Here is a 25054-nt window from a genome sequence, read left to right as displayed (position 1 = left end):
GGTGGATGGCAGCCACGGCCCCGATCCGGGTGAGGTGATGGCCGTCGCGGTCACCCTTTGGCAGTTCCGGTACGGACGACGGCCGGGCGGGGTCGCTACTCCTGCGGCGGGGTCCGGGTCAGCTCCTCGAGGACGCGGCGCGCGATGTGTCGAAGCTTCACGTTCTCGCGCTGCGACCGTTCGACCAAAAGCGCGAATGCCTTGTCGGCGGTGCACGCGTTCACCACCCGCAGCGCGCCCTTGGCTTGTTCGATGTCGGCACGTGCGGTCATCGCCTCCTCAAGCCGGGCGACGGTGTCCCGCATGTACTGCCAGCGGCGGGCACTGCTGATCGCCTGGCCGGCCGCGTCGGTGTAGAGGGCCAACAGCGCCTCGTCGACGAGATCGAATTCGCCGGTGGTGGTGCTGTACGCGTTGAGGGAACCGACCAGTTCGTGGTCGGGTCCGCCCGTCGGCGAGGCGATGATCAGTGGTATCGACAACGTGGCGCGCACACCTCCGTCACGGGCGGCAGCGACGAACTCGGGCCACCGCTGCTGGTGAGAGGCCATGGCGGCGCGCACGGCTTGCCGTGTGTCGGCCGCTTCCAGGCAAGGTCCTCGGCGTGAGGTGTACTGCTTCTCGTCCAGCGGAAGCAGTTTCTCGTCGGTGTAGGCGACGGTGCGGGCTACCGGAGGTTCCAGCACGGTGATCGACACCGCGTCCGCGTCCGCCACGGCGGCCACCGCGCCGTCGGCCACCCACGACAGGACCTTATCGAGCGACTCTTCAGCGGCCGAGATGGCTTTCAGCGACGCCACCGCGTCGAAAGCCGTGCTGATGCGCGCGACCACCTCCGGGGCTCCGCTCCCCGGTTGGTCGAGCGTGTTTCGTGCCGCCACGCTCTGAGTTTTGCCAGATCTGACGCGGACGAAACCCGACGGAGGTGGACCTCACCGAAGTCGACTCAACGTCTTTCCCAACCGGGCGCTCTTGCGTCGGGGCCCCTTGCACCGCGAAGTGATGAGCGTCACGTGCCGATATATAGCCAGCTCAGACGGCTAATTCGGCCGGGTGGCCGGCCTCGGCCAACCGCCCGGTTGATGAGCCGGTGGAAATTGCTCGGCACCGCTTGGCGTTGAAGTTACCGAGCGGTATAGTCGGTGCAGTTACTGGTGGGTAACTTAACCCAAGTACCCAACCGCAGGTGGCATTTCTCATCGAGGAGGCAACGTGAGCCACTACAAGAGCAACGTCCGTGATCAAGAGTTCGCCCTGTTCGAAGTCTTGGGAGTCGACAAGGCGCTCGGCACCGGCGAGTTCAGCGATCTGGACGCCGACACCGCTCGCGAGATGCTGTCCGAGATGGCCCGGCTGGCCGAGGGCCCGATCGCCGAAAGCTTCACCGACGGCGACCGCAATCCCCCGATCTTCGACCCCGCGACGCATTCGGTGACGCTGCCCGAGTCGTTCAAGAAGTCGGTGCGCGCATGCATCGAGGGCGGTTGGGACAAGGTGGGTCTCGACGAGGATCTCGGCGGCGTGCCGGCGCCGAAGGCGCTGCTGTGGGCGCTCAACGAGCACATCCTCGGAGCCAACCCCGCCGTGTGGATGTACGCGGGCGGCGCTGCGTTCGCCCAGATCTTCGCGCACAACGCGACCGAGGAGCAGAAGAAGTGGGCCGTGCTGGCCGCCGAGCGTGGTTGGGGCGCCACGATGGTGCTCACCGAGCCCGACGCCGGCTCCGACGTCGGCGCCGGCCGCACCAAGGCCGTCAAGCAGGAGGACGGCTCCTGGCACATCGACGGTGTGAAGCGATTCATCACCTCGGCGGACTCCGACGACCTGTTCGAGAACATCTTCCACCTGGTGCTGGCCCGTCCCCAGGGTGCAGTACCGGGCACCAAGGGTCTGTCGCTGTTCTTCGTGCCGAAATTCCTGTTCGACTTCGAGACCGGCGAGCTGGGCGAGCGCAACGGCGTATTCGTCACCAACGTGGAGCACAAGATGGGCCTCAAGGTCTCGGCCACCTGTGAGCTGTCGTTCGGTCAGCATGATGTGCCGGCCAAGGGCTGGCTGGTCGGCGAGGTGCACAACGGCATCGCGCAGATGTTCGACGTCATCGAGCAGGCCCGGATGATGGTCGGAACCAAGGCCATCGCCACCCTGTCGACCGGTTATCTCAACGCGCTGGAGTACGCCAAGAGCCGCGTACAGGGCGCCGACATGACCCAGATGACCGACAAGACTGCGCCGCGCGTGACCATCACACACCACCCAGACGTGCGTCGGTCGCTGATGACCCAGAAGGCCTACGCCGAGGGTCTGCGCGCGTTGTACCTCTACACCGCCACCTTCCAGGACTCGGCGGTCGCCGAGGCGGTGCACGGTGTCGACTCCACTCTCGCAGTCAAGGTCAACGACCTGCTGCTGCCGGTGGTCAAGGGTGTCGGCTCCGAGCAGGCGTACGCCAAGCTCACCGAGAGCCTGCAGACCTTGGGCGGATCGGGGTTCCTGCAGGACTACCCGATCGAGCAATACATTCGCGACGCCAAGATCGACTCGCTGTACGAGGGCACCACCGCGATCCAGGCGCAGGACTTCTTCTTCCGCAAGATCGTGCGGGACAAGGGCCAGGCGCTGACGTACCTTGCGGGTCAGATCGAGCAGTTCGTCAAGAGCGAGTCGGGTAACGGCCGGCTCAAGACCGAACGTGCGCTGCTGGCGACCGCGCTGGAGGATGTCCAGGCCATGGCCGCCTCGCTGACCGGCTACCTGATGGCGGCGCAGGAGGAGCCGACCGAGCTGTACAAGGTCGGCCTCGGCTCGGTGCGCTTCCTGATGAGCGTCGGCGATCTGGTTCTCGGTTGGCTGCTTCAGCAGCAGGCCGCGGTGGCCATCGGCGCGCTCGACCAGGGTGCCAGCGGTGACGACCGCGCATTCTACGAGGGCAAGGTCGTCGTCGCGTCGTTCTTTGCGAAGAACTTCCTGCCGCTGCTGACCAGCACCCGCCAGGTCGTCGAAAATCTCGACAACGAGATCATGGAGCTCGACGAAGCCGCGTTCTGATCGTTCCAACGCTGAAGGCCCTCGCCACGGCGAGGGCCTTCTGTGTTGGCGGGTCAGAGGAATCAGGGCGCCGGGAGGAGATCGAGGGCGTCTTCGCTGTGTCTCGCGTCGCGTCCGCTCGTACGCGTCTGGTTCCCCTCGTCGACCGGAGGTGCCAGCGGTCGACCGCAAGACAGTGGCCCCGTGTTGCCGTCGGGTCGGGGGGTCAGACGGCAACACGGAGCTATCAGGTGTATCGGCGCGGTCCGAGGCCGCGTTACACGGTTCCGGACAACCTTCTCAGGCCTCGAGGATCGCGGCCACACCCTGCCCACCCGCCGCGCAGATGGAGATGAGCCCGCGGACCGGCTGACCGGTCTGCTTGCGCTTCTCGGCGAGCTGCTTGGCCAACTGCGCCACGATGCGGCCACCGGTCGCGGCGAACGGATGCCCCGCGGCGATCGAGGAGCCGTTGACGTTGAGCTTCGACCGGTCGATCGGCCCAAGCGCACTGTCCAGGCCGAGACGTTCCTTGCAGTACTCCTCGGACTCCCACGCCTGCAGGTGCGCCAGCACCACCGACGCGAACGCCTCGTGGATCTCGTAGAAGTCGAAGTCCTGCAGCATCAGACCGTTGCGGGCGAGCAGGCGCGGCACCGCGTAAGTCGGCGCCATCAACAGCCCGTCGCGGCCGTTGACGTAGTCCACAGCCGCGGTCTCCCCGTCGACGTAGTACGCCAGCGGCTCGATGCCGTGCTGCTGCGCCCATTGCTCACCGGCCAGCAGCGCGACGGAGGCCCCGTCGGTCAACGGCGTGGAGTTGCCCGCCGTCATCGTGGCGTCGCCCTGCCGGATGCCGAACACCGGCTTGAGTTTGGCCAGCTTCTCGGCCGACGAATCCGCGCGCAGGTTGTTGTCCCGGTACACACCCAGGAACGGCGTGACGAGGTCGTCGAAGAAGCCCCGGTCGTAGGCCGCCACCATGTTGCGGTGGCTGGCCGCGGCCAGCTCGTCCTGGTCGACGCGCTTGACGCCCATCTCCTTGGCGGTGATGGCGGCGTGCTCACCCATGGACATGCCGGTCCGCGGTTCGCTGTTGACCGGGATCTCGATGCCTACGGCCGCAGGCAGCTTGCCGACGAGTTTGAGGCGGTCGACGTTCGACTTGGCGCGACGCAGCCCCAGCAGCGTCTTGCGCAGGTCGTCGCCGAAGGCGATCGGGGGGTCCGAGGTGGTGTCCACGCCACCTGCCGCGGCGGATTCGTACCGTCCGGCGGCGATACCGTCAGCCGCGGCGATGGCGGCTTGCAGGCCGGTGCCGCAGGCCTGCTGGATGTCGAAGGCGGGCGTGTACGACGACAGCGCGCTGCCGAGTACGCATTCCCGCATGAGATTGAAGTCGCGGCTGTGTTTGAGCACCGCGCCGCCGATGACTGCGCCGAGCTTCTCGCCCTGCAGCTGGTACCGCTCGACGAGCCCGCCCAGGGCCGCGGTAAACATGTCCCGGTTGGACGCGTTCGCGTAGGCGCCGTCGGAACGGGCGAACGGTATCCGGTTGCCACCGAGGACGGCGACCCGCCGCATGCTTCTGCTCTCGGCCACGTTTGCCTCCACTGTCGTTCCGGTTATCTACTCCCCGATGTTACCCCCGTACTTACTCTGAAGTAAGTTCGTGGTGGATCCCCACTCCGCAGACGAAAGGCAGCTGAAGTGGCCTCCGACATCTATACCCAAATCGTCCACTCGGGCCCTGGTTCGTTTCTGGCCAAACAACTGGGAATCCCCCAGCCCGAGACGCTGCGCCGTTACCGGCCGGGCGAACCGCCGTTGCCCGGTGCGCTGCTGATCGCCGGCGAGGGCCGCGTGGTCGAACCCCTGCGGGCCGCGCTGGCAGAGGACTACGACGTCGTCGCCAACAACATCGGAGGTCGCTGGGCCGACAAGTTCGGCGGCCTGGTGTACGACGCGACCGGCATCACCGAGCCGGAGGGGCTCAAGGGCCTTTACGAGTTCTTCACCCCGCTGCTGCGCAACCTGACGCCGAACGCGCGCCTGGTCGTCGTGGGCACCGCTCCCGATGAGACGTCGAGCCCGCATCAGCAAATCGTGCAGCGCGCGCTCGAGGGCTTCACCCGCTCGCTGGCCAAGGAGATGCGGCGCGGAGCGACGGTGTCGCTGGTATACCTGTCGGCCGATGCAAAACCGGCGGCGACCGGTCTGGAGTCGACGATGCGGTTCATCCTGTCCGGCAAGTCGGCCTACGTCGACGGTCAGGTCTACCGGGTGGGCGCCGACGACGCCGCACCGCCAGCGGACTGGGACAAGCCGCTGACGGGCAAGGTGGCCGTGGTGACCGGCGCCGCGCGCGGCATCGGCGCCACCATCGCCGAAGTGTTCGCCCGCGACGGCGCCTCCGTCGTCGCCGTCGACGTGCAAGGCGCCGCCGAGGATCTTGCCAAGGTAGCCGAGAAGGTCGGTGGCACCGCGCTGACCATCGACGTGACCGCCCCCGATGCCGTCGACCGCATCGCACAGCACGTCCGTGAGCATCACGGCGGCAAGCTCGACATCCTGGTCAACAACGCGGGCATCACCCGCGACAAGCTCCTGGCCAACATGGACGAGGACCGCTGGGACGCCGTGATTGCCGTCAACCTGCTGGCGCCGCTGCGGCTCACCGAGGGCCTGGTGGACCGCGGGGTCCTCGGCGAGGGCGGCCGGGTGATCGGCCTGTCGTCGATGGCCGGGATCGCCGGCAACCGCGGGCAGACCAATTACGCCACCACCAAGGCCGGGATGATCGGCCTCACCGACGCGCTGGCGGAGAAGCTGCACGACAAGGGCGTCACGATCAACGCCGTCGCGCCCGGGTTCATCGAAACGAAGATGACCGAGGCGATCCCGTTCGCCACCCGCGAGGTGGGCCGCCGGCTCAACTCGCTGTATCAGGGCGGCCAGCCGATCGACGTCGCCGAGACCATCGCCTACTTCGCCAACCCGGCGTCGAACGCCGTGACCGGCAACACCATTCGGGTGTGCGGCCAAGCCCTGCTGGGAGCCTGACATGAGCGGACAATTCAGCGGAGCACGAAACGTGCTACGGGCCGCAGCCGGTGCGTTGCCGTTCGTCCCGCGCGGTGAAACGCTGCCCGAACGCACACTGACCGCCGACGATTTGTCCATCGACCCGGCGAACGTCGCCGCGTACGCCGATGTGACTGGACTTCGGTTCGGCAACACCGTTCCGCTGACCTACCCGTTCACCCTGACGTTCCCCACCGTCATGGCGTTGCTGACCGGGTTCGACTTCCCCTTCGCCGCAATGGGTTCGGTGCACATCGAGAACCACATCACACAGCACCGGCCGATCTCGGTCAGCGACACGGTCTCCGCGGCGGTGCACGCCGAGAACCTGCGTGAGCACCGCCGGGGTCTGCTGGTCGACGTGGTGACCGACGTGAAGGTCGGCTACGAACTGGCGTGGCATCAGGTGACGACGTTCCTGCACCAGCAACGGACCAGCCTGTCCGATGAACCGAAGCCGCCGCCACAGAAGCAGCCGAAACTGCGCCCGCCGAACGCGTTGTTGAACATCACCGCCGGCCAGATCCGCCGGTACGCATCGGTCGGCGGCGATCACAACCCGATCCACACCAACCCCCTCGCGGCCAAACTGTTCGGCTTCCCGACCGTGATCGCCCACGGGATGTTCTCGGCCGCAGCCATATTGGCCAACATCGAGGGGCAACTGCCCCCAGCGGTGCAGTATTCGGTCCGCTTCGCCAAACCGGTGGTGCTGCCTGCCAAAGCAGGGCTCTACGTCGAACGCACCGCGGACGGCGGCTGGGACCTAGCGCTGCGCAACACGAAGGGTGAACCGCACCTGACGGCCACCATCCGAGCGCTGTAGCCGAACGTGCCGGATTTGTCCGGGGCGCGGGCTTTTTTGACCGCCCAGTCTGATCGAAGGCAAGGCGGTCTAGTTCGAGGCGACCGCAGCCTCCTTGGCCATCCCCGGATCGCTGCGCTCGTGGCCGCCGCCGTCGGATGGAGTGCCTTTCAGGCCGCGCCAGAACAGGTTGATCATCAGCTCGGCGGCCTCCTCGACGTCGGCGTCACCGGTGCTGACCCGGGCGGCGATCGCCTCGCCCGCGCCGACCAGCGCGACGGCCATCATCTCGAAATCGGTGTCCGGTTCGGGGTTGCGGGTACCCTCGCGCAGGAGTCTGCTGACCAGCTCGATGATCCGCTGGCGGCCCTCCCGGACCATGTGGGCGAATGCCTGCGAACTGGTCGCCTGGGTGTAGAGGACCATCCATGAGGCGCGATTGGTGTCGATGTAGGTCAGAAACGACAGCACCGCATTGCGCAGTAGGTCACGCGCACCCTGGCTGAAGTCAATCTTGCTGCGTACCTCGTCGACGAACCGGCTGAGCTCACGGTTCAGGCACGCGCCGAACAGCTCCTCTTTCGAGCCGTAGTACAGGTAGAGCATCGGCTTGGAGATCTGCGCCTCAGCGGCGATCGCGTCCATCGAGGTCTCGTGGTAGCCGTTCACCGAGAACATCTGCACGGCCGCGTCGAGCATCTGCTGCTCGCGCACCGCGCGGGGCAAACGCTTCGTTCCACCGGCCATCGTTCGAGGATAAGCAATCGTGCGCGCCGGAGCCGAGTCAGGACGCGGCCGCTGCTGCACAATCGCCTGAGAAGCCGAGGCCGGAGGGGGCACATGCGATGGCGGTAGGGGGACGCACGGACGTGTTCGCCGGCCTGCGGCCGGAGGTACCCGACGCCTTGGCCCGGCATCTGCACGACGTCGATCTGATCGACCACCACGTCCACGGTGCGTTCACCGTCGGGATCGACCGGGCCGGCTTCGAAGCTGCGCTCAACGAGGGGTCCACCGACCCTGTCCCGGCGTTCATGTCACAGTTCGACTCGCCGCTCGGGCTGGCCGTCCGCCGCTGGTGCGCTCCGGTGCTGGGCCTGCAGCCACTGGCGAGCGCCGACGAATACTGGTTACGGCGCGCTGAACTGCGGCCAGCCGACCTCTCCGAACGCTTCCTGCGTGCGGCCGGTGTGGCGCGCTGGGTCGTCGACACCGGATTCCTGGGCGACCGGATCACCACACCGGAGGAGATGACGTCGCTCAGCGGTGTCGCGTCGTCGTCGATCCTGCGGCTGGAACGCCTGACCGAGGACCTGATCGAGGCCGGCGCGTCGCCGAAGGACTATCCGGAGGCGTTGCGGGCAGCACTCGACGACGCCGTGGCGGACCCCCACACCGTCGGCGTGAAGACCATCGCGGCCTATCGCACCGGCTTCGACGTCGACTGGTCGCGACCGGCCGACACCGCTGTGGTCCAGTCCGCGGCCCGGCAGGGCCAGCGGCCCGCACGCGTCGACGATCCGGTGCTGATCGCGTTCGGGGTGCACGAGGCGACCGCGCGTGGGTTGCCCCTTCAGATCCATGTCGGCTTCGGCGACCGCGACTTGGACCTGCACCGCACCGATCCGCTGCTGTTGCTGCCGCTGCTGCGGGCGATGGCTCCCGTGCCCGTTCTACTGCTGCACTGCTATCCGTTTCAGCGGCAGGCCGGCTACCTCGCGCAGGCCTTCGACAACGTCAACTTCGATGTCGGGCTGGCGATCAACTTCCTGGGCCCTCGGTCGCCGTCGCTGGTCGCCGAGGCGCTCGAGACCGCGCCGTTCGCCAAGCAGCTGTATTCGTCGGACGCGTTCGGACCGCCGGAACTGCACCTGCTCGGCTCGGTGCTGTGGCGGCGCGCGATGGGCCTGGTGCTGGGCGAGTGGGTCCGCTGTGGCGACTGCACCGAAGCCGACGCGATCCGCATCGTCGACATGATCGGTGTACGCAACGCCGAACGGGTGTACGGGCTGTAGGACCCGCTCAGCCGCCGCAGCGCGGGTTCGGGCCCTTCATCGCCGCGACCCTCAGCACGGACTGGTCGACGCGCGGCATCGTCAGCTCACCGGCGCCGAGCGCCTGCTCCAAGCGGTCGAGCACCGCAGGCACCTCGGCCGTCGTCACCCACAGCGCGGTGTCGGCGCCGGCCTGCAGGGCGCGCAGCGCCGCGTCGGCCACCCCGTAGCGATCGGTGATCGCCCTCATGCCGGAGATGTCGTCGGTGAACACCGGGCCGTTGAAGCCCGGGCCGCCATAGCCACCCGACCGCAGCAGCTGGTACGCGGCGGGGCTCAGGCTCGCGGGATCGCTGCCGGTCAGCTCCGGCACCTCCATGTGCCCGACCATCACCCCGACCGGCGGCTGCGCGGTCAGCGTGCGGTACGGCACCAGGTCCGACGTCTGCAGCTCGGACAGCGGCGGGGTGCGGACACCCTCGGTGTGCGAGTCTCCGGAGGCATTGCCGTGGCCCGGGAAGTGTTTGAGCACCGGCAGCACACCGGCGTCGCGCAGGCCGCGGGCGTACGCCCCGGCGTATTCGGTGACCGTCGCCGGGTCGTCGCCGAAGGACCGGTCACCGATGGCGGCACTGGCCCCGGTGACGTCGACCACCGGCGCGAAGTTGATCGTGACGCCGAGCCCGCGCATCGCGCGGCCCCGCTCGAGCGCGATGCCGTAGACCTGCTCTGGGGTCGAGCTCTGTGCCAGCGCACGCGCCGACGGCTGGCTGCCGATCAGCGAGGCCAGCCTGGAGACACCGCCGCCTTCCTCGTCGACGCTGACGGCCAGCGGCAGCGGACCCGCCGAGGCGGCGATGTCGGCCAGCGGGGCACCCATCATCGACAGGTCGGTCCAGCTGCCGATCATGATGCCGCCGATGTGATGGTCGTCGACCACCGCGCGGGCGTCCGCGGCGTCGGAGACCCCCACCATCAGCAGCTGGGCCAGCTTGTCGCGGGTCGACATCTCCGAAATCACCGCGGCGCCCTGACTGCACGCCGGGGCCCCGGGCGCCAGCGGCACGGGTGCCTTCGCCGGAACCGCTGGGGCGGCCGAAACCGGTGCCGCGGTCACCGCCGGATCGGCCGGTGCGGCCGCGGACTGCTGCTTCGGCGACGAGCATGCCAGCAGCATCCCCGACGTCGCGACCAGTGCACATAGTCCTCGGATCCAAGCCATGAGCCCTGACACTAACGGCTCCGACGCGCGCGGGTCGATGCCGTCGGGTCGAGGGACACCACGGGAGGTGTGCTGACCGCCGAAGCCGACGCCTCGGCCACCGAACCGTGCACTACGCCGGGCGGGCGCTGCGTCACGGACACCGTCCGTGCTCAATCGTGCCGCCCGGCCGCTGAGCGGCCGCATGCTAGTTTTGGCGCCATGGATCGGTTCATCGTCCCCTCCGCGGCCAGCATCGTCGTGGGCCTGCTGCTCGGGGCGGCGGCCGTGTTCGGGGTGACGTTGATGGTGCAGGAGGACAGCAAACCTCCCCTGCAGGCGGGCGATCCGGCGTCATCGGTGCTCAACAGGGTCGAGTACGGCGACAGAAGTTAGTACCCGGGTCGCGGCTGACGCGTCCGTAGCCGCGCACGCCGCGCAACCGCTGTCGCGGCGGTGGATGTGGGTGGCCGCGGTTGCGGCGATCGTCCTGACTTTCGCCCAGTCGCCCGGACAGATCTCCCCCGACACCAAACTGGACCTCACCGCGAATCCACTGCGGTTCCTCGCGCGCGCGGCCAACCTGTGGAACAGCGACCTGCCGTTCGGCCAGGCCCAGAACCAGGCGTACGGCTACCTGTTCCCGCATGGCACCTTCTTCCTCGCCGGTGACCTGCTCGGCGTGCCGGGCTGGGTGACGCAGCGGCTGTGGTGGGCACTGCTGCTGACCGTCGGCTTCTGGGGTGTGGTGCGGGTCGCCGAGGCGCTCGGCATCGGCAGCCCTTCTTCCCGCGTCATCGGCGCCATCGCCTATACGCTGTCGCCTCGGGTGCTGACGACGCTGGGCGCACTGTCGTCGGAGACGCTGCCGATGATGCTGGCGCCGTGGGTGTTGCTGCCCGTGATCCTCGGGCTGCGCGGCCAAGGGTCGACCCGCGTCCTGGCGGCCCGGTCGGCGGGCGCGATCGCGTTGATGGGAGCGGTCAACGCGGCTGCCACGCTGACCGGCTGCCTGGCCGCGGTGCTGTGGTGGGCGTGTCACCGGCCCAACCGGCTATGGCTGAGGTTCACTGCGTGGTGGTTCGGCTGTGCGGCGCTCGCGGTGCTGTGGTGGGTGATCCCGCTGTTGCTGCTCGGACGAATCAGCCCCCCGTTCCTCGACTTCATCGAATCCTCCGGCGTCACCACGCAGTGGATGTCGCTGACGGAGATGCTGCGCGGCACCGGCAGTTGGACACCGTTCGTGGCGCCCGGCGCGACGGCCGGTTCCACGCTGGTCACCGGGAGCCTCGCCGTGCTGGCGACGACGCTGGTGGCCGCGGCGGGACTGGCCGGGCTGGCGCTGGGCTCGATGCCGGCCCGCGGCCGGTTGATCACCATGCTGCTCGTCGGGGTCGCGCTGCTCGCGGCGGGTTATGCGGGCGGGCTGGGCTCGCCGATCGCGACGGCGGTGCAGGCGTTCCTCGACGGCGCCGGCACCCCGCTGCGTAACCTGCAGAAGCTCGACCCGGTGCTGCGGTTGCCGCTGGCCCTGGGCGTGATCCACCTACTGGCCCGAATCCCGCTGCCCGGCAGCGCACCGCGGCCGGTGTGGCTGCGCGCGTTCGCCCATCCCGAACGGGACCGACGGGTGGCGGTGGGCATCGTCGTCCTCGCCGCGCTCACCGCAGGCACGTCACTGGCGTGGACGGGGCGCCTCACCCCGCCGGGAGCGTTCACCGCCATCCCCGACCACTGGCACGAGGCCGCGCAGTGGTTGGACGCCAACAACACCGGTGACCCGACGGCCGGTCGCGTGCTGGTCGCGCCCGGGGCGCCGTTCGCCACCCAGGTGTGGGGCACCAGCCGCGACGAACCCCTGCAGGTGCTCGGTGAGAGTCCTTGGGGGGTGCGCGATTCGATCCCGCTGACCCCGCCGGAGACGATCCGCGCCCTCGACTCGGTGCAGCGCCTCTTCGCGGCGGGCCGGCCCTCCGCCGGACTTGCCGACACCCTTGCCCGCCAAGGCATTTCATACGTGGTGGTGCGCAACGACCTGGACCCCGAATCGTCCCGTTCGGCGCGGCCGGTGCTGGTGCACCGCGCGATCGACGGGTCCGCCGGCCTGACCCGGGTCGCACAGTTCGGCGACCCGGTCGGCGCGGGCACCCTCGATGGCTTCGTCTCCGACAGCGGACTGCGGCCGCGTTATCCCGCCGTCGAGATCTACCGCGTCGAGCCGCATCAGAATCCGTCGGCGCCCTATCTGGTGGACGCCGATGCGATGGCACGGGTCGACGGCGGGCCCGAGGCGTTGCTTCGTCTCGACGAACGCCGCCGCCTGCTCGACCAGCCGGCGGCGGGCCCGATGCTGCTCACCTCGGACGCCGAACGCGCGGGGCTGGCCGCGCCGGTGGTGACCGTCACCGACACCCCGACGGCGCGCGAAACCGACTACGGCCGCGTCGACGACCACTCCTCGGCGATCCGCACCCCCGACGATCCGCGTAACACCTTCAACCGGGTGCCCGACTATCCGTCCGAGGGCGCCGACCTTGTCTACGGCCGGTGGATCGGCGGCCGGCTGTCGGCGTCGAGTTCGGCGGCCGATTCGACCGCGCTGCCCAACGTCGCCCCCGCAACCGGTCCGACGGCCGCCATCGACGCCGACACGTCGACGAGCTGGGTGTCCAACGCGCTGCAGGCCGCGCTCGGACAGTGGCTGCAGGTGGACTTCGACAAACCGGTCACCAACGCCACGATCACCGTCACACCCAGCGCCACCGCCGTCGGCGCGCAAGTGCGGCGGATCGAGGTCGCGACGGTCAACGGCACCAGTACGCTGCGCTTCGAGGAGGCCGGCAAACCGCTGACCGTCGCGCTGCCCTACGGGGAGACCCCGTGGGTGCGGATCACCGCGACCGGCACCGACGACGGGTCGGCCGGGGTGCAGTTCGGCATCACCGACCTGTCGGTGACCCAGTACGACGCCAACGGGTTCGCCACCCCGATCCGCTTGCGGCACACCGTGGAGGTCCCCGGCCCACCCGCCGGGTCCGCGGTCGGGCTCTGGGATCTGGGCTCCGAACTGCTGGGCCGGCCGGGGTGCGTGGACAGTCCCGACGGGGTCAAGTGTGCGGCCGCCATGGCAGTCTCACCCGAGGAGCCGGTGAACCTGAGCCGGACGCTGACGGTGCCCGAGCCGACGTCGGTCCAGCCGACAGTGTGGGTCCGGGCTCGGCAGGGTCCGCGGCTGGCCGAGCTGGTCCGCGAACCGGGCACCACCGTGGTCTCCGGCGACGCCGACGCCCCCGACGTACTCGGCTCGTCCTACGCCGCGGGCGACGGTGATCCGCGAACCGCGTGGACCGCACCGCAGCGCGTCGTCCAGCACCGCTCCCCGCCGACCTTGACGCTCACGCTGCCGGCTCCGGCGGAGGTCGCCGCCCTGCGGATCACGCCCAGCAACACCGAGCCACCCGCGCATCCGAGGATGGTGGCCGTGGACCTCGGCAACGGACCGCAGGCGCGCCGGCTCTCCGGCGGCGGCGACACCGAGACGATCGAGCTGGCACCGCACCGCACCGCCACCGTCGCGGTTTCCCTGCTCGACTGGAACGACATCATCGACCGCACATCGCTGGGGTTCGACCAGCTCAAACCGCCGGGCCTGGCAGAGGTGACCGCCCTGGACCGGCGGGGCAACCCCATCGGAGCCGCCGACGCAGGCGAGAACCACACCCGGACCATCGACGTCCCGTGCGGAGACGGGCCGATCATCGGCGTCGCCGGACAATTCGTGCCGACCACGGTCACCACCACCGTCGAGGCGCTGCTCGACGGTGACCCGGTGCCGGCACGCCCCTGCCGCCCCGGACCGATCGACCTACCCGCCGGTGAGCAGGAACTCCTGGTCAGTCCCGGCGCCACCTTCGTCGTCGACGGGGTGCAGCTGGCCGCCCCGACGGCTCGCGCCATCACCCCGGCGCCGACCACACCCGCCGACACCGGCGCGTGGAGCGCCAACCGCCGGGAGGTGACCGTCGAAACTGCGCAACGCAACCGTGTGCTCGTGGTGCCGGAGAGTGTCAACTCGGGCTGGCAGGCGCGTGGCCCCAGCGGTGACGTGCTGACCCCGGTCGTCGTCAACGGCTGGCAGCAGGGCTGGGTGGTGCCCGCGGACGCCGAGGGCACCGTCACGCTCTCATTCGGCTCGAACACGCTATACCGGGTGGGACTGATCGGCGGGCTCGCGTTGCTTCCGGTGCTCGCGCTGCTGGCCTGGCTACCAGTGCGGCGTCCTCGGGACGACGAGCCCGCACCGCCCTGGGGGGTGCCCGCCGCGCTGGCCGCGCTGGGCGCCCTCACAGTGGGGGCGGCCATCTCCGGGTGGGCCGGGATGGTCGTCGTCGGCGCTGCGCTCGCCATGCGCCACCTGCTACGGGATCGGCCGCGGCTACGCGACCGGCTCACCCTGGCCGTCGCCGCCGGCGGGCTGACCCTGGCCGGCGCCGTACTGTCGCAGCATCCGTGGCGTTCGGTGGACGGTTACGTCGGGCATTCGGCTCACGTGCAGCTGCTGACCCTGATGTCGGTGGCGGTGCTGGCCGCCTCCGCGGTGCCGTTCAGCGCTCGGTCCTCACGGCGATGAAGTGCCGCAACGTCGACTCGCCGTGGACGAACCGCGAGATTTCCTGCTCGAGCGCGTAGTCCAGGCCGGTCTGCCGGACCAGATGCTGGCGCAGGTGTTCGTCCCAGCTGCGCACGACGAAAAGCTCGACGAAGGTGTCCGCGGACTCACCGCTGCGGAAGATCCCCCACTGCATCGCCCCGGTCCGCTGCCGCGACCGCCGCACACGTTTCATCAAGCCAAGAAACCCGGCCTCGTCCTCGGGCGCCACCAGATAGGACTGCAGCACCACGACGGGTCCGTCCCGCGGGTCGGGTTCGAAGAGTAGCGCCGGTTCCCCCCAGTGCGCCGACGGCGTGACGTCGAGGGTCCCGGTGCCTGCGTGCAGCGGCCACCACAGCACCGAGGCGGCGCATCCGACCAGCAGCGCTGCGCTGATCAGCAACGCGGTCACAACGCTGGTGGCGCCCGCCACCAACCCCCACCCGAGCGAGCCGATGGCCTGCCCCCCCATGAAGACCAGCTGGTAGACCGACAGTCCACGTGCGCGCACCCAGGCAGGGAGACTCAGCTGCATCGACGCGTTGCACGTCGACAACGTCAACAGCCACGACACGCCGCCGAGCACCAGCGCACCCAGCACCACGGCGAGTACGTGAACCGTGGCCAGCACCGCCGTCGCGACGGCGAATCCGACGGCCGCCACGGCCAGCAGCTGGTTGAACCCGAAGGCCTTCTGCAGCCGGGAAAGCACCACCGCCCCGACCACCGCCCCGACACCCAGCGCGCCGAGCAACACCCCGTACCCCGACGACGACAGGTTCAGCTGATTCGCGGCGATCACCGCCAGCAGACCCCACAGCGCGCTGGCCGGCGCGATGAACAGCACCGACCGCAGCAGGATCCGCCGGATCACCGGTGAGCTGCGGATGAACCGCCCGCCGGCGCTCAGCGCCGACAATGGTCGCTCGACGGGCATCATCGATTCGGTGGGCGGCCGCCGCCACGCGAGCAGCACCGTCACGATCCCGATGAACGAGACGGCGTTGAGCGCGAACACCGTCGTGGGCCCCGACGCCGACACCAGGACGCCCGCGATCGCAGGGCCGATCGCCCTGGCACCGTTCATGCTCATGCTTGTCAGCGCCGCCGCGGCCGGGATCTGTTCGCGCGGGACGAGTTCGGGCTGAATGGCCTGCCAGGCGGGGGCCGTCAGCGCCTGACCGCAGCCGATCACGAACAGCAGGAGCAGCAGCACCGTGGGCGTCGCGAGCCCGAACCCGCTCAGCAGCGCCAGCGTGGCCACCCCGGATGCCATCGCGCCCTGGGTGGCGATCAGCAACCTGCGCCGGTCGACCAGATCGGCGATCACCCCGGACGGCAACGCGAGCAGCATGACGGGCAGGGTCGTCGCCGTCTGCACGAGTGGGACCAGCACCGCGGCACCGGGATCTCCGACCAGCATCCACTGCGCGCCCACGGTCTGCATCCACGTGCCGAGGTTCGAGATGGACTGTGCGATCCACAGCGCCCGGTAGATCGGAGACCTCAGCGGCGCCCACGAGGACACCGCCGGTGGCGGTTGCGGTGTGGCCATGTGGCGTTCCTCCCTGAGGTCGGTACCGGGTACCCACCGCGGCGACCGATAAGAAACCGCATCTCGGCGATCCCGTCAAACGCCGACACCCCGTCGACCGCAGCACTAGCATCGCGCTTGTGCCACAGTTGAATACCGCAGCGGGAGCCATCGATACCGGCGACCTCGGTGTCACGCTCATGCATGAGCACGTGTTCATCATGACCACGGAGATCCTGCTCAACTATCCGGAGGCGTGGGGTGACGAGGCCGAGCGCGAGGCGGATGCGATCGCCCGGCTCGACGAACTGAAGTCACGCGGGGTCGACACGATCGTCGACCTCACGGTGGTGGGGCTCGGTCGCTACATCCCCCGCATCGCCCGCATCGCGACGGCCACCGACCTCAACATCGTCGTGGCGACCGGTCTGTACACCTACAACGACGTGCCGTTCTTCTTCCACTACACGGGGCCGGGCACCCTGCTGGGAGGCCCCGAGGTGATGGTCGACATGTTCGTCCGCGACATCGAGCAGGGTATCGCCGACACCGGCGTGAAAGCCGCGATCCTCAAGTGCGCCACGGACGAACCCGGCGTCACCCCCGGTGTGGAGCGGGTGCTGCGTGCGGTCGCGCAGGCCCACCGCCAGACCGGGGCGCCCATCTCCACCCACACCCACGCCGCCACCCGCCGCGGGCTGGAACAGCAGCGCATCTTCGCCGAGGAGGGCGTCGACCTGTCGCGGGTGGTGATCGGGCACTCCGGCGACACCACCGACGTCGACTACCTCACAGAGCTGATGGACGCGGGTTCCTACATCGGCATGGACCGCTTCGGTGTCGACGCGTTCCTCGGATTCGAGGACCGGGTCGCGACCGTGGCAGCGCTGTGCGAGCGCGGCCACGCCGATCAGATGGTGCTGTCCCACGACGCGTCCTGCTACTTCGACGCGCTGCCGGAGGAGACGGTTCCCGCGGTCATGCCGAACTGGCACTATCTGCACATCCACAACGACGTACTGCCGGCGCTACGTGCCCGCGGGGTCACCGAGGCACAGCTCACCACCATGCTCGTCGACAATCCGCGGCGCGTCTTCGAGCACTCGGGCGGGTACTGAGTTGGTCGACGGCATGTCCGCGGCCGCAACGCGGTTCGCAGGTCTCCGCCGTGCGCGCCGACGTCATCGCGTGATCGGCTCGGGCAAGTCGCTGACCGCACTGTCCAGCGGCGGCACCTTATGCGCCCGAGTGACCTTGTGCGCCCGAGTGGCGCGGCGGAACTCCCAGCGCCGCAATGCTTCGCGGGCCGGGCTTTCGACCAGCGCGTAGCTCACCGCGGCGAGCGCGAAGCCGAACAGCAGGGTGAGCGCCAACACCAGCGGCATCTGCCCGTTGAACGCGAATTCCCCGACCATGGGGAAGACCATCGCCAGCGCGGCGAGATGCCAGACGAACAGCCCGTAGGACCAGCGGCCGAGCGCCACCATCACCCGGCTGCCCAGGATGCGGTGCCCGGTGTCCGGCCGGTCGAGCACCAGTGGCGCCAGCAGTGCCCCGGCCACCACCGCGCCCATCGCCGTCTTCAGGATGACCTGGCCGATGGTGCCCGGCTGCAGACCTTCCCGGCCGGCCAACGGCGAGGCGGCGACCGTGAAGGCAGCCACCGCGATCAGCGCCGTCAGCACGCGCCGGCGCGCCAACCGGTGGGCCCACCCGACCGGCTTGACGGCCAGCTCCGCGAGGACCATGCCGGCGGCGAACCACGAGAAGAAGGCCGGCGGCCAGTTCCACAGGTTGTGTCCGGAGTCGGGATCCGACGGAATGTAGACCCAGAACAAGCTCGCCACCGCGACGGCGACGATGACCGGGATACGCGCCCGGACAGTGACTCGTCGCGCCAGCAGCGCCAGCAGCGGCAGCACCAGATAGAAACTGACCTCGACCGACAGGCTCCACATCTGGGTCAGCCCCGCGCTGAGGGTGAGCGGGACGTAGATCTGCGTGAGGCTGAGGTTGGCCAGCCACACAGTGAGGTCCGGTTCGGTGTCGGGGAACAGCGTCAGGATGATCACCACCGCGACCAGGTAGCCGGGCATGATCCGCACGATGCGCGAGCGCAGGTAGTGAGCAGTCGGCGGGGTGGCCCGCAGTCCGCGCGCCGCGGCGGCGTGGCCGCGCCACAGCAGGAAGCCCGACAGCGCGAAGAACACCGCGACGGCGAGGTCGAACCGGCCGAAGAATCGGCCGTCGGCGCCGCTGGTGTGCCCGGTCTGAAACGCGACGTGGGTGACGACGACGCCGATGGCCGCGCAGGCGCGCATCCCTTCGACTGCGGGCAGGAACGAACGCGTCCCGCAGATCTGCTGGCTGCTCGTCACGGCGACCAGTGTGCCAGCGCGGCAAGGAGGTCAGGGCGGGACCGAGGGTCTCGTAGTAAGTTCCCGCCTTAATGTCTGCTGTTAGGGTCAGACGGGTTTTGCCGGCCCGAGCCGAAGGAGGCACGGTTTGAACCGCGCAGTGGCGTTGCGGATCGCGGCGTGCGGACTCATGGGGTTGGGCGCTGCCTTACTCATCGCCGCACTGTTGCTGTCCACCTATACCAAGGGCAAGATCTCGAAGGTCCCCCTTGACATCGACACCACGTTGGTCAGCGACGGAACCGGCACAGCGTTCGATCCCGCCTCGCTGCTGGGAGAGCGTTTCATCGTCGACCGTGACGTCCCGGTGGCCTTCCAGCAGCAGATCACCGTGGAGTCACCGTCGAACGCCGACGTGGTCACCCTGCAGGTCGGCAGTACGCTACGGCGCACCGACAAGCAGCAGGACAACGGTCTGCTGCTCGCGATGGTCGACACCGTGACCATGGACCGGTCGTCGGCGATGGCGGTGTCGAGCGAGAGCAACCCCGGTGGCGCGGTGCAGAAGCCGCGGGCCATCGAGGACGACCAGCCGCCGACGAACATCGCACTTCCGCACGACGGACTGACCTACCGGTTCCCGTTCGACACCGAGAAGAAGACCTACCCGCTGTTCGACCCGATCGCCCAGAAGGCCTACGACGCCAACTACGACGGCGAAGACGACGTCAACGGGCTGACCACCTTCAAGTTCAGCCAGAACGTCGGCTACGACTCCGAGGGCAAGCTCGTCGAACCGGTGAAGTATGCCTCGCTGTACGAAGACGACGCCGATGCGCAGGTCACCGCCCGCGCCGCCCTGTGGGGTGTGGAGGGCGACCCCGAAGAGCCGATCACGATGGGGCGCTACTACGCCGCCGAGCGCACCCTGTGGGTGGACCCGGTGTCCGGCACGATCGTCAAGTCGGACGAGCACGCGTACCACTACTACGCCCGGGACGCGCTCCGGCCAGAGGTGACGTTCGCGGACTACACGGTCACGACGAACGAGGAGTCGGTCGAGTCGCAGGTGGCCAGCGCCCGCAGTGAACGCGATCGCGTCGCGCTGTGGGGCCGCATCCTGCCGATCACGTTCACCGCGGTCGGTCTGGTGTTGCTCGTGGGCGGCGCCCTGCTCGGATCGTTCAGCCTGCGCGCGGAGTCGGCACTGATCGATCCCGGTCTCGACGAGGCCGACCACGGATTCTTCCAGCGCGACGACGCCGGTGAACCGGTGCCGGGCGCCGAAGCCAAGACCGAGAAGCTGCCGGCCCAGCGACCGACCGATCTACCGCCCGACAGACCGGTCTGATCTCCCGCTGTCTCCCGCCGGTCTACGCGCTGGCGCTGTCGCTGATCGTCACCGCGCCGCTGCTGCCGCCTGGTTATCTGCTCCTTCGCGACGCGGTGTCGACGCCGAGGTCATATCTGTCCGATGCGGCGCTGGGCCTCTCGGAGACCGCGCCGCGCGCGCTGCCGCAGGACTTCGCGCTGGCCCTGGCCTCACACGTGCTCGACGGCGGTGTGGCGGTCAAGGCGCTGCTGGTGACGGGTCTGTGGCTGGCTGGCTGGGGTGCGGCCCGATTGGCGGCGACGGTGGTGCCGGACGCAGGCGTTGCCGGGCAGTGTGTGGCGGTCACCGTGGCGGTGTGGAATCCGTACGTCGCCGAACGCCTGTTGCAGGGTCACTGGAGCCTGCTGGTCGGATACGGCTGCCTGCCCTGGGTCGCGGCCGCGGTGGTGCGGCTGCGCGACGGATCCGGCGGCTGGTGGCCGCTGCCGTTCTGGACAGCCCTCGCCGGGTTGACCCCGACCGGGTTGCTGCTGGCCGCATTGGTGGCGGTGGTTTCGGTGTGCGTGCCGGGCGAGGGCCGCCGTCGGGTTCCTGTGCTGGGAATGGCGGCCGGGGCGGCGGCGGTGTGTGCCCTGCCATGGCTGCTCGCCGCGGCGGTGTCGGGTTCGCTGGCCGTATCGCCGGCGGCGGGGCTGCCGGAGTTCGCGGCGCGGGCGGAGCCGGGTCTCGGGACCTTGGGCAGCCTGGCCGGGCTCGGCGGCATCTGGAACGCCGACGCGGTGCCGGCCTCGCGCACGACACTTTTCGCTGCCGTGGCGACGGCCGTGCTGCTCGTGGTGGTGCTGGCCGGGGTTGCGGTGGTGCGGCGGCAGGCTGCTGCCCTCCCTCTGCTGATCCTGGCCGCTACCGCTGTGGTCCTTCCCGCGGTGATGGCCACCGAGCCGGGGCTTGCGGCGCTCGAGCACACGGTAAGGGCGCTGCCGGGATTGGGTGTGCTGCGGGACGGGCAGAAGTGGGTGGCGCTGGCGCTGCCCGGTTATGCCGTCGCCGGTGCGGGTGCGGTGCTGGCGGTGCGGCGGGTGCCTCCGGTGGCTTTGGGCGCGGTGTGCTGCGCGGCATTGATCGCCGTGCTTCCGGATCTGGCGTTCGGAGTGGGCGGGCAGATGCGGGCCGTGCAGTATCCCCCGGGATGGGCGGCCGCCGCGGCGGTGGTCAACGCCGATCCTCGCCCGGTGGCGGTGCTGCCGCCGGACAGCATGCGTCAGTTCGACTGGGCAGGTGAGGCGCCGGTGCTCGATCCGCTGCCGCGCTGGGTGCGCGCCGACGTCCTCAGCACAGGTGATCTGGTGATCGGCGGGACGACGGTGCCCGGCGAGGGAGTGCGCGCGCGGGAGCTGCAGGCCCTGGTCACGCGGGGGGCGCCGGTGTCGGAGCTGAGCGATGCCGGGGTGGGGTGGGTGGTCGTCGAATCCGGCGGTTCGGTGCTGGATCTGCCGGTCGCGTATCGCGATGACGATCTCGCGGTGTACCGGGTCGGCGGCGACCGGCCGGGATCGCCGGACCGGGGCCTGCTGATCTGGGCGCACGCCGCGTGGTTGGCCGTGCTGTTCGGATCGTTGGCCGCAGGGGTGCTCGGCGTGCGCTCGCGGAACAGGGTGGACGCGCGACTTACGTAACGCTGCGGAGGTTCTCGGGCCGGATCACCGCAGTGGCGTTACCCGAGCGAGGCGAAAGCTCGACGACCCCGCTGACGTACCGGCCGCTGCGCATCGCATCGAAGACGCCGCGCATCGCCGCAGCGCTCTGCCGCCAGGAGAATTCGACGCTGCGCGCCTGGGCCTTCGCGCCGAGCTGCTCGCGCAGCACGCGATCGCCGAGCAGCTGCTTCAGCGCCTCGACGAGTTCATCGCGATCGTCCACCAGCAGACCCGTCACACCGTCGACGATCGAATCGGTCAGCCCGCCCGACGACCGGTAACCGATGGTGGGTACCGCGTGCTGTGCCGCCTCGGTCACTGCGAGCCCCCAACCTTCCTTGCGGGACGGCAACACGTGCACCCAACTCCGTTGGAGCACCTGGTGTTTGGTGAGGTCGTCGACATGCCCGTGGAAAGTGACCGCATCGGAGATCCCGGACAGCCGGGCATGGTCGACGAGCTTGCGCTGCCACCATCCGCCGCCGAGGACGTCGAGGTGCAGATCCGGCAGATGCGGGCGCAGCGCCGCAACCGCGTCGAGCGCGTCTTCGATCTGCTTGTGCGGTACCAGCCGCGACAGCACCGCGATCCGCGGCCTCTCCGAACGCGGCTCGGTGAGCGTCGACGCCGGCGCCTCGTCGAGCCCGTTGCGCACCACGGCGATCCGCCCGCCGTCGACCCCGAGTTCGGTCAGGTCGCGCGCGGACGGCAGCGACACCGTCACATACTGCGCCCGCCGGTGCACGCGGGGCGACACGACCGATTCGACGAACCATCCCAGCCGACTCAGCACCGGGCCGGCGACCGGCCACTGCTCGTGGTGGCAGTGGTGCACCAGCACTGCCACGCGGCTGCCGAAGATTAGCCTGGCCAGGAACGGCACCCCGTTCTGGGTGTCGACCACCACGTCGGGGCGCACTCCACGCAGCGGGCCGAAGCCGATACGAGCCAGTGCCATCACCAACAGCGCGCACGGATACACCGAGTACCTGCCGCCGCCACGGCTGACGTGCACACCGTCGAGCTCCTCATGCCGCGCGGCAGCGGCGTAGCGGGCGGTGCGCAGCGTGACCCGCACACCCGAGGCGGCCAGCTGCTCACCGATGCGCTGGAGGTACATCTCACTGCCGCCGCCCTGTGGGTGGCCGGTGTCCCGCCAGCACAGGAGCAGGACGGAACGAAGCGGGGGCGCAGGCGGCCGGGGACACATCGTCGGACAGCCTAATGGGAACCGGTCGGACAGCCTAACCGCTAACCGCTGCGTATGGTCGGTCGCGTGTCCGCTACCGAGCTGTTCGCCCGACACGCGACGCTGTGGCGATCGGTCCGGTTGCTCAGCGAATTCCGCTTCGAGCAGTCCGACCCGGCCCGATTCTACGGTGCGCTCGCCGAGGACACCGCCGCGATGGTGGCCGACCTGTGGCAGGGAGCGACCGCAACGACCCCGGGCCGCCGTACGGTGCTCGACGTCGGCGGCGGACCCGGTTTCTTCGGCACTGCCTTCACCCGCCGCGGCATGGACTACGTGGGCGTCGAACCGGACCCTCGCGAGATGCATGCGGGCCCGGCGGCCACCGCACACCCGGGCCGGTACGTGCGGGCTTCGGGCATGTCGTTGCCATTCGCTGATGGCTGCGTCGACGTCTGCTTGTCCTCCAACGTCGCCGAACACGTCCGCCATCCCTGGCGGCTGGGCAACGAGATGCTGCGCGTCACCCGGCCCGGCGGGCTCGCCGTGCTGTCGTACACCGTCTGGCTGGGCCCCTTCGGTGGGCACGAAATGGGGTTGACGCACTACCTCGGCGGCGCTCGGGCTGCCGAGCGGTACACCCGCAGACACGGACGTCGGCCGAAGAACGACTACGGTTCGTCACTGTTCGCGGTGTCCGTGCACGACGGCCTCCAGTGGGCGGAGAGCACCGGCGCTCTGATCGCCGCGTTCCCCCGCTACCACCCGCGGTGGGCATGGTGGACCAACACGGTGCCCGGTCTCCGGGAGTTCGTGGTGAGCAATCAGGTGCTGGTGCTGCAGCCTTGACTGCAACAGATTCTGGTTTGCCGTCCATCGGTGGTGTGAGTCCATGGCACAGACCGTGCTCACTACACTTCACCACCAGTGGGTGAATTCGAGGCGCTGTGCGCCAACGACGACGGCCTGGCGACGTTGCGGACGTCGATCCGGGAGTTCCTGGCCGCCGATCGCGCGGCGTACGGCTGGCAGCCGGCCGTCGACTGCTGGCTGGCGGCGTGGGATCCGGAGTTCAGCGTGCGGCTGGCCGAGGCCGGGTTCGTCGGCCTGACCATCCCCACCGAGTACGGCGGGCACGGGGTCGGGCATCTGCACCGCTACGTGGTGACCGAGGAACTGCTGGCACACGGCGCGCCCGTCGCCGCGCACTGGATCGCCGACCGGCAGGTGGCGCCCGGACTGCTGACGTACGGCAGCGAGGAACAGCGCCGTCGACTGCTGCCCCGCATCGCCGCGGGCCGGTTGTCCTCCGCGATCGGGATGAGCGAACACGGAGCCGGTTCGGACCTGGCGGCGGTTGCCACTCGCGCCACCGAGGTCCGCGGCGGCTGGCGGATCGACGGGACGAAGGTGTGGACCAGCGGAGCCCACGTCGCCGACCAGGTCGTGGTGCTGGCGCGCACGGCCCCCGTCGACCGTGACCACCGGCACGCCGGGTTGAGCCAATTCATCGTCCGGACCGACTCACCCGGGGTGACGATCAGCCCGATCGTGCTGATGAACGGCGAACACCACTTCAACGAGGTGCTGTTCGACGGGGTGTTCGTCCCGGACGCCGATGTGCTCGGTGAGATCGGGAACGGATGGCGCCAGGTGACGGCCGAACTTGGATTCGAGCGCAGCGGCCCGGAACGGATCCTGTCGACGGCGACGCTGGTGTTCGAGGCGCTGGCCGCCCTCGGGCGTGGCGACGTCGACGAGCGCACCACCGCCGAGGTGGGCGACCTGATGGCCCGAATGGTATCGCTGCGGCAGCTGTCGATCTCGGTGGCGCGTGAGCTCTCCGAAGGGCGTGACGCGAACACCAGGGCGGCGTTGGTGAAGGACCTGGGCACCAGATTCGAACAGGAGTCGGTGGAGATCGTCGCCGATCTGCTCACCTACCTCGACGAGCACGCGCCCGAGGCTGACCGGTTGCGCGGCTTGCTGGCCACGGGCCGCCTGCACTCCCCGTTGTTCACCCTGCGCGGCGGGACCAATGAGGTGTTACGAGACGTGGTGGCCCGCGGGCTGGGAGCGCGATGAGCGCTTGCGCGAAGAGCCGAGGGCACCGATGAGCGCTTGCGCGAACAGCCGACAACCCCGATGAGCGCTTGCGCGAAGAGCCGAGGGCACCGATGAG

18 protein-coding genes are annotated in these 25054 nt (G+C 69.4%); 11 read left to right on the top strand and 7 right to left on the bottom strand.

Annotation, left to right across the window (positions count from 1 at the left end):
- Positions 1–95: 95 nt before the first annotated feature.
- The gene (locus tag G6N07_RS00450; RefSeq protein ID WP_235849941.1) at positions 96–881 is read right to left on the bottom strand and encodes a GAF and ANTAR domain-containing protein; all 786 of its coding nucleotides are present in this window, start codon (positions 879–881) and stop codon (positions 96–98) included.
- A 331-nt stretch (positions 882–1212) separates the two neighbouring features.
- Between G6N07_RS00450 and G6N07_RS00445 the strand changes: the two genes are divergently transcribed.
- The gene (locus G6N07_RS00445; RefSeq protein ID WP_085192708.1) at positions 1213–3048 is read left to right on the top strand and encodes an acyl-CoA dehydrogenase; all 1836 of its coding nucleotides are present in this window, start codon (positions 1213–1215) and stop codon (positions 3046–3048) included.
- 279 nt (positions 3049–3327) lie between these two features.
- Here the strand turns inward: G6N07_RS00445 and G6N07_RS00440 are convergent, their stop codons facing one another.
- Complete coding sequence (locus tag G6N07_RS00440) at positions 3328–4629, bottom strand: acetyl-CoA C-acetyltransferase (RefSeq protein ID WP_085192734.1); 1302 nt, start codon at positions 4627–4629, stop codon at positions 3328–3330.
- Between the two features lie 108 nt (positions 4630–4737).
- On the opposite strand from G6N07_RS00440, the gene G6N07_RS00435 reads away from it, so the two are divergent.
- Complete coding sequence (locus G6N07_RS00435) at positions 4738–6090, top strand: 3-oxoacyl-ACP reductase (protein WP_085192707.1); 1353 nt, start codon at positions 4738–4740, stop codon at positions 6088–6090.
- A gap of 1 nt (position 6091) precedes the next feature.
- On the top strand, positions 6092–6937 hold the full coding sequence (locus tag G6N07_RS00430) for a MaoC/PaaZ C-terminal domain-containing protein (RefSeq protein WP_085192706.1): 846 nt from the start codon (positions 6092–6094) through the stop codon (positions 6935–6937).
- A 69-nt stretch (positions 6938–7006) separates the two neighbouring features.
- On the opposite strand, the gene G6N07_RS00425 is transcribed toward G6N07_RS00430, so the two are convergent.
- Complete coding sequence (locus tag G6N07_RS00425) at positions 7007–7663, bottom strand: TetR/AcrR family transcriptional regulator (protein WP_085192705.1); 657 nt, start codon at positions 7661–7663, stop codon at positions 7007–7009.
- A gap of 98 nt (positions 7664–7761) precedes the next feature.
- On the opposite strand from G6N07_RS00425, the gene G6N07_RS00420 reads away from it, so the two are divergent.
- Positions 7762–8931, top strand: coding sequence for an amidohydrolase family protein (locus G6N07_RS00420; protein WP_085192704.1), 1170 nt, complete (start codon positions 7762–7764; stop codon positions 8929–8931).
- Between the two features lie 7 nt (positions 8932–8938).
- On the opposite strand, the gene G6N07_RS00415 is transcribed toward G6N07_RS00420, so the two are convergent.
- Positions 8939–10132 (bottom strand): glycoside hydrolase family 3 N-terminal domain-containing protein, encoded by a 1194-nt coding sequence (locus tag G6N07_RS00415; protein ID WP_165756784.1) that lies wholly within the window; start codon positions 10130–10132, stop codon positions 8939–8941.
- Positions 10133–10333: 201 nt separating this feature from the next.
- On the opposite strand from G6N07_RS00415, the gene G6N07_RS00410 reads away from it, so the two are divergent.
- Positions 10334–10507 carry a DUF2613 domain-containing protein gene (locus tag G6N07_RS00410; protein WP_085192702.1) on the top strand — a complete coding sequence of 58 codons (174 nt, stop codon included), beginning with the start codon at positions 10334–10336 and terminating at the stop codon, positions 10505–10507.
- A gap of 64 nt (positions 10508–10571) precedes the next feature.
- The gene (locus tag G6N07_RS00405; RefSeq protein WP_085192701.1) at positions 10572–14741 is read left to right on the top strand and encodes an alpha-(1->3)-arabinofuranosyltransferase; all 4170 of its coding nucleotides are present in this window, start codon (positions 10572–10574) and stop codon (positions 14739–14741) included.
- On the opposite strand, the gene G6N07_RS00400 is transcribed toward G6N07_RS00405, so the two are convergent.
- The gene (locus tag G6N07_RS00400; protein ID WP_085192700.1) at positions 14716–16317 is read right to left on the bottom strand and encodes an MFS transporter; all 1602 of its coding nucleotides are present in this window, start codon (positions 16315–16317) and stop codon (positions 14716–14718) included. The two genes, G6N07_RS00405 and G6N07_RS00400, sit on opposite strands and share 26 nt — an antisense overlap.
- Positions 16318–16436: 119 nt before the next feature.
- Between G6N07_RS00400 and G6N07_RS00395 the strand changes: the two genes are divergently transcribed.
- On the top strand, positions 16437–17414 hold the full coding sequence (locus G6N07_RS00395; RefSeq protein ID WP_085192699.1) for a phosphotriesterase family protein: 978 nt from the start codon (positions 16437–16439) through the stop codon (positions 17412–17414).
- 63 nt (positions 17415–17477) lie between these two features.
- Here G6N07_RS00395 and G6N07_RS00390 read toward each other — a convergent pair whose 3' ends face one another.
- Positions 17478–18674: an acyltransferase family protein gene (locus tag G6N07_RS00390; protein WP_085192698.1), complete on the bottom strand. Its 1197-nt coding sequence runs from the start codon at positions 18672–18674 to the stop codon at positions 17478–17480.
- A 127-nt stretch (positions 18675–18801) separates the two neighbouring features.
- Here G6N07_RS00390 and G6N07_RS00385 point away from each other — a divergent pair, with 127 nt between their 5' ends.
- Positions 18802–20004, top strand: coding sequence for a cell envelope lipid trafficking protein PgfA (locus tag G6N07_RS00385; protein WP_085192697.1), 1203 nt, complete (start codon positions 18802–18804; stop codon positions 20002–20004).
- Positions 20001–21662 (top strand): MmpA family trehalose lipid delivery protein, encoded by a 1662-nt coding sequence (locus G6N07_RS00380; RefSeq protein WP_179960010.1) that lies wholly within the window; start codon positions 20001–20003, stop codon positions 21660–21662. The genes G6N07_RS00385 and G6N07_RS00380 overlap by 4 nt, the downstream gene beginning before the upstream one ends.
- Here G6N07_RS00380 and G6N07_RS00375 read toward each other — a convergent pair.
- Positions 21655–22893, bottom strand: coding sequence for a glycosyltransferase family 4 protein (locus tag G6N07_RS00375; protein ID WP_235849940.1), 1239 nt, complete (start codon positions 22891–22893; stop codon positions 21655–21657). The genes G6N07_RS00380 and G6N07_RS00375 overlap by 8 nt on opposite strands.
- Before the next feature lie 66 nt (positions 22894–22959).
- On the opposite strand from G6N07_RS00375, the gene G6N07_RS00370 reads away from it, so the two are divergent.
- Complete coding sequence (locus G6N07_RS00370) at positions 22960–23721, top strand: class I SAM-dependent methyltransferase (protein ID WP_085192733.1); 762 nt, start codon at positions 22960–22962, stop codon at positions 23719–23721.
- Between the two features lie 78 nt (positions 23722–23799).
- Positions 23800–24957, top strand: coding sequence for an acyl-CoA dehydrogenase family protein (locus tag G6N07_RS00365; RefSeq protein WP_085192695.1), 1158 nt, complete (start codon positions 23800–23802; stop codon positions 24955–24957).
- Positions 24958–25054: the final 97 nt, after the last annotated feature.

The sequence above is a fragment of the Mycolicibacterium doricum genome (assembly GCF_010728155.1).
Lineage (GTDB): Bacteria > Actinomycetota > Actinomycetes > Mycobacteriales > Mycobacteriaceae > Mycobacterium > Mycobacterium doricum.
Note: the sequence above shows the minus strand (reverse complement) of the source record. Positions and strands in the feature narration are given on the sequence as shown.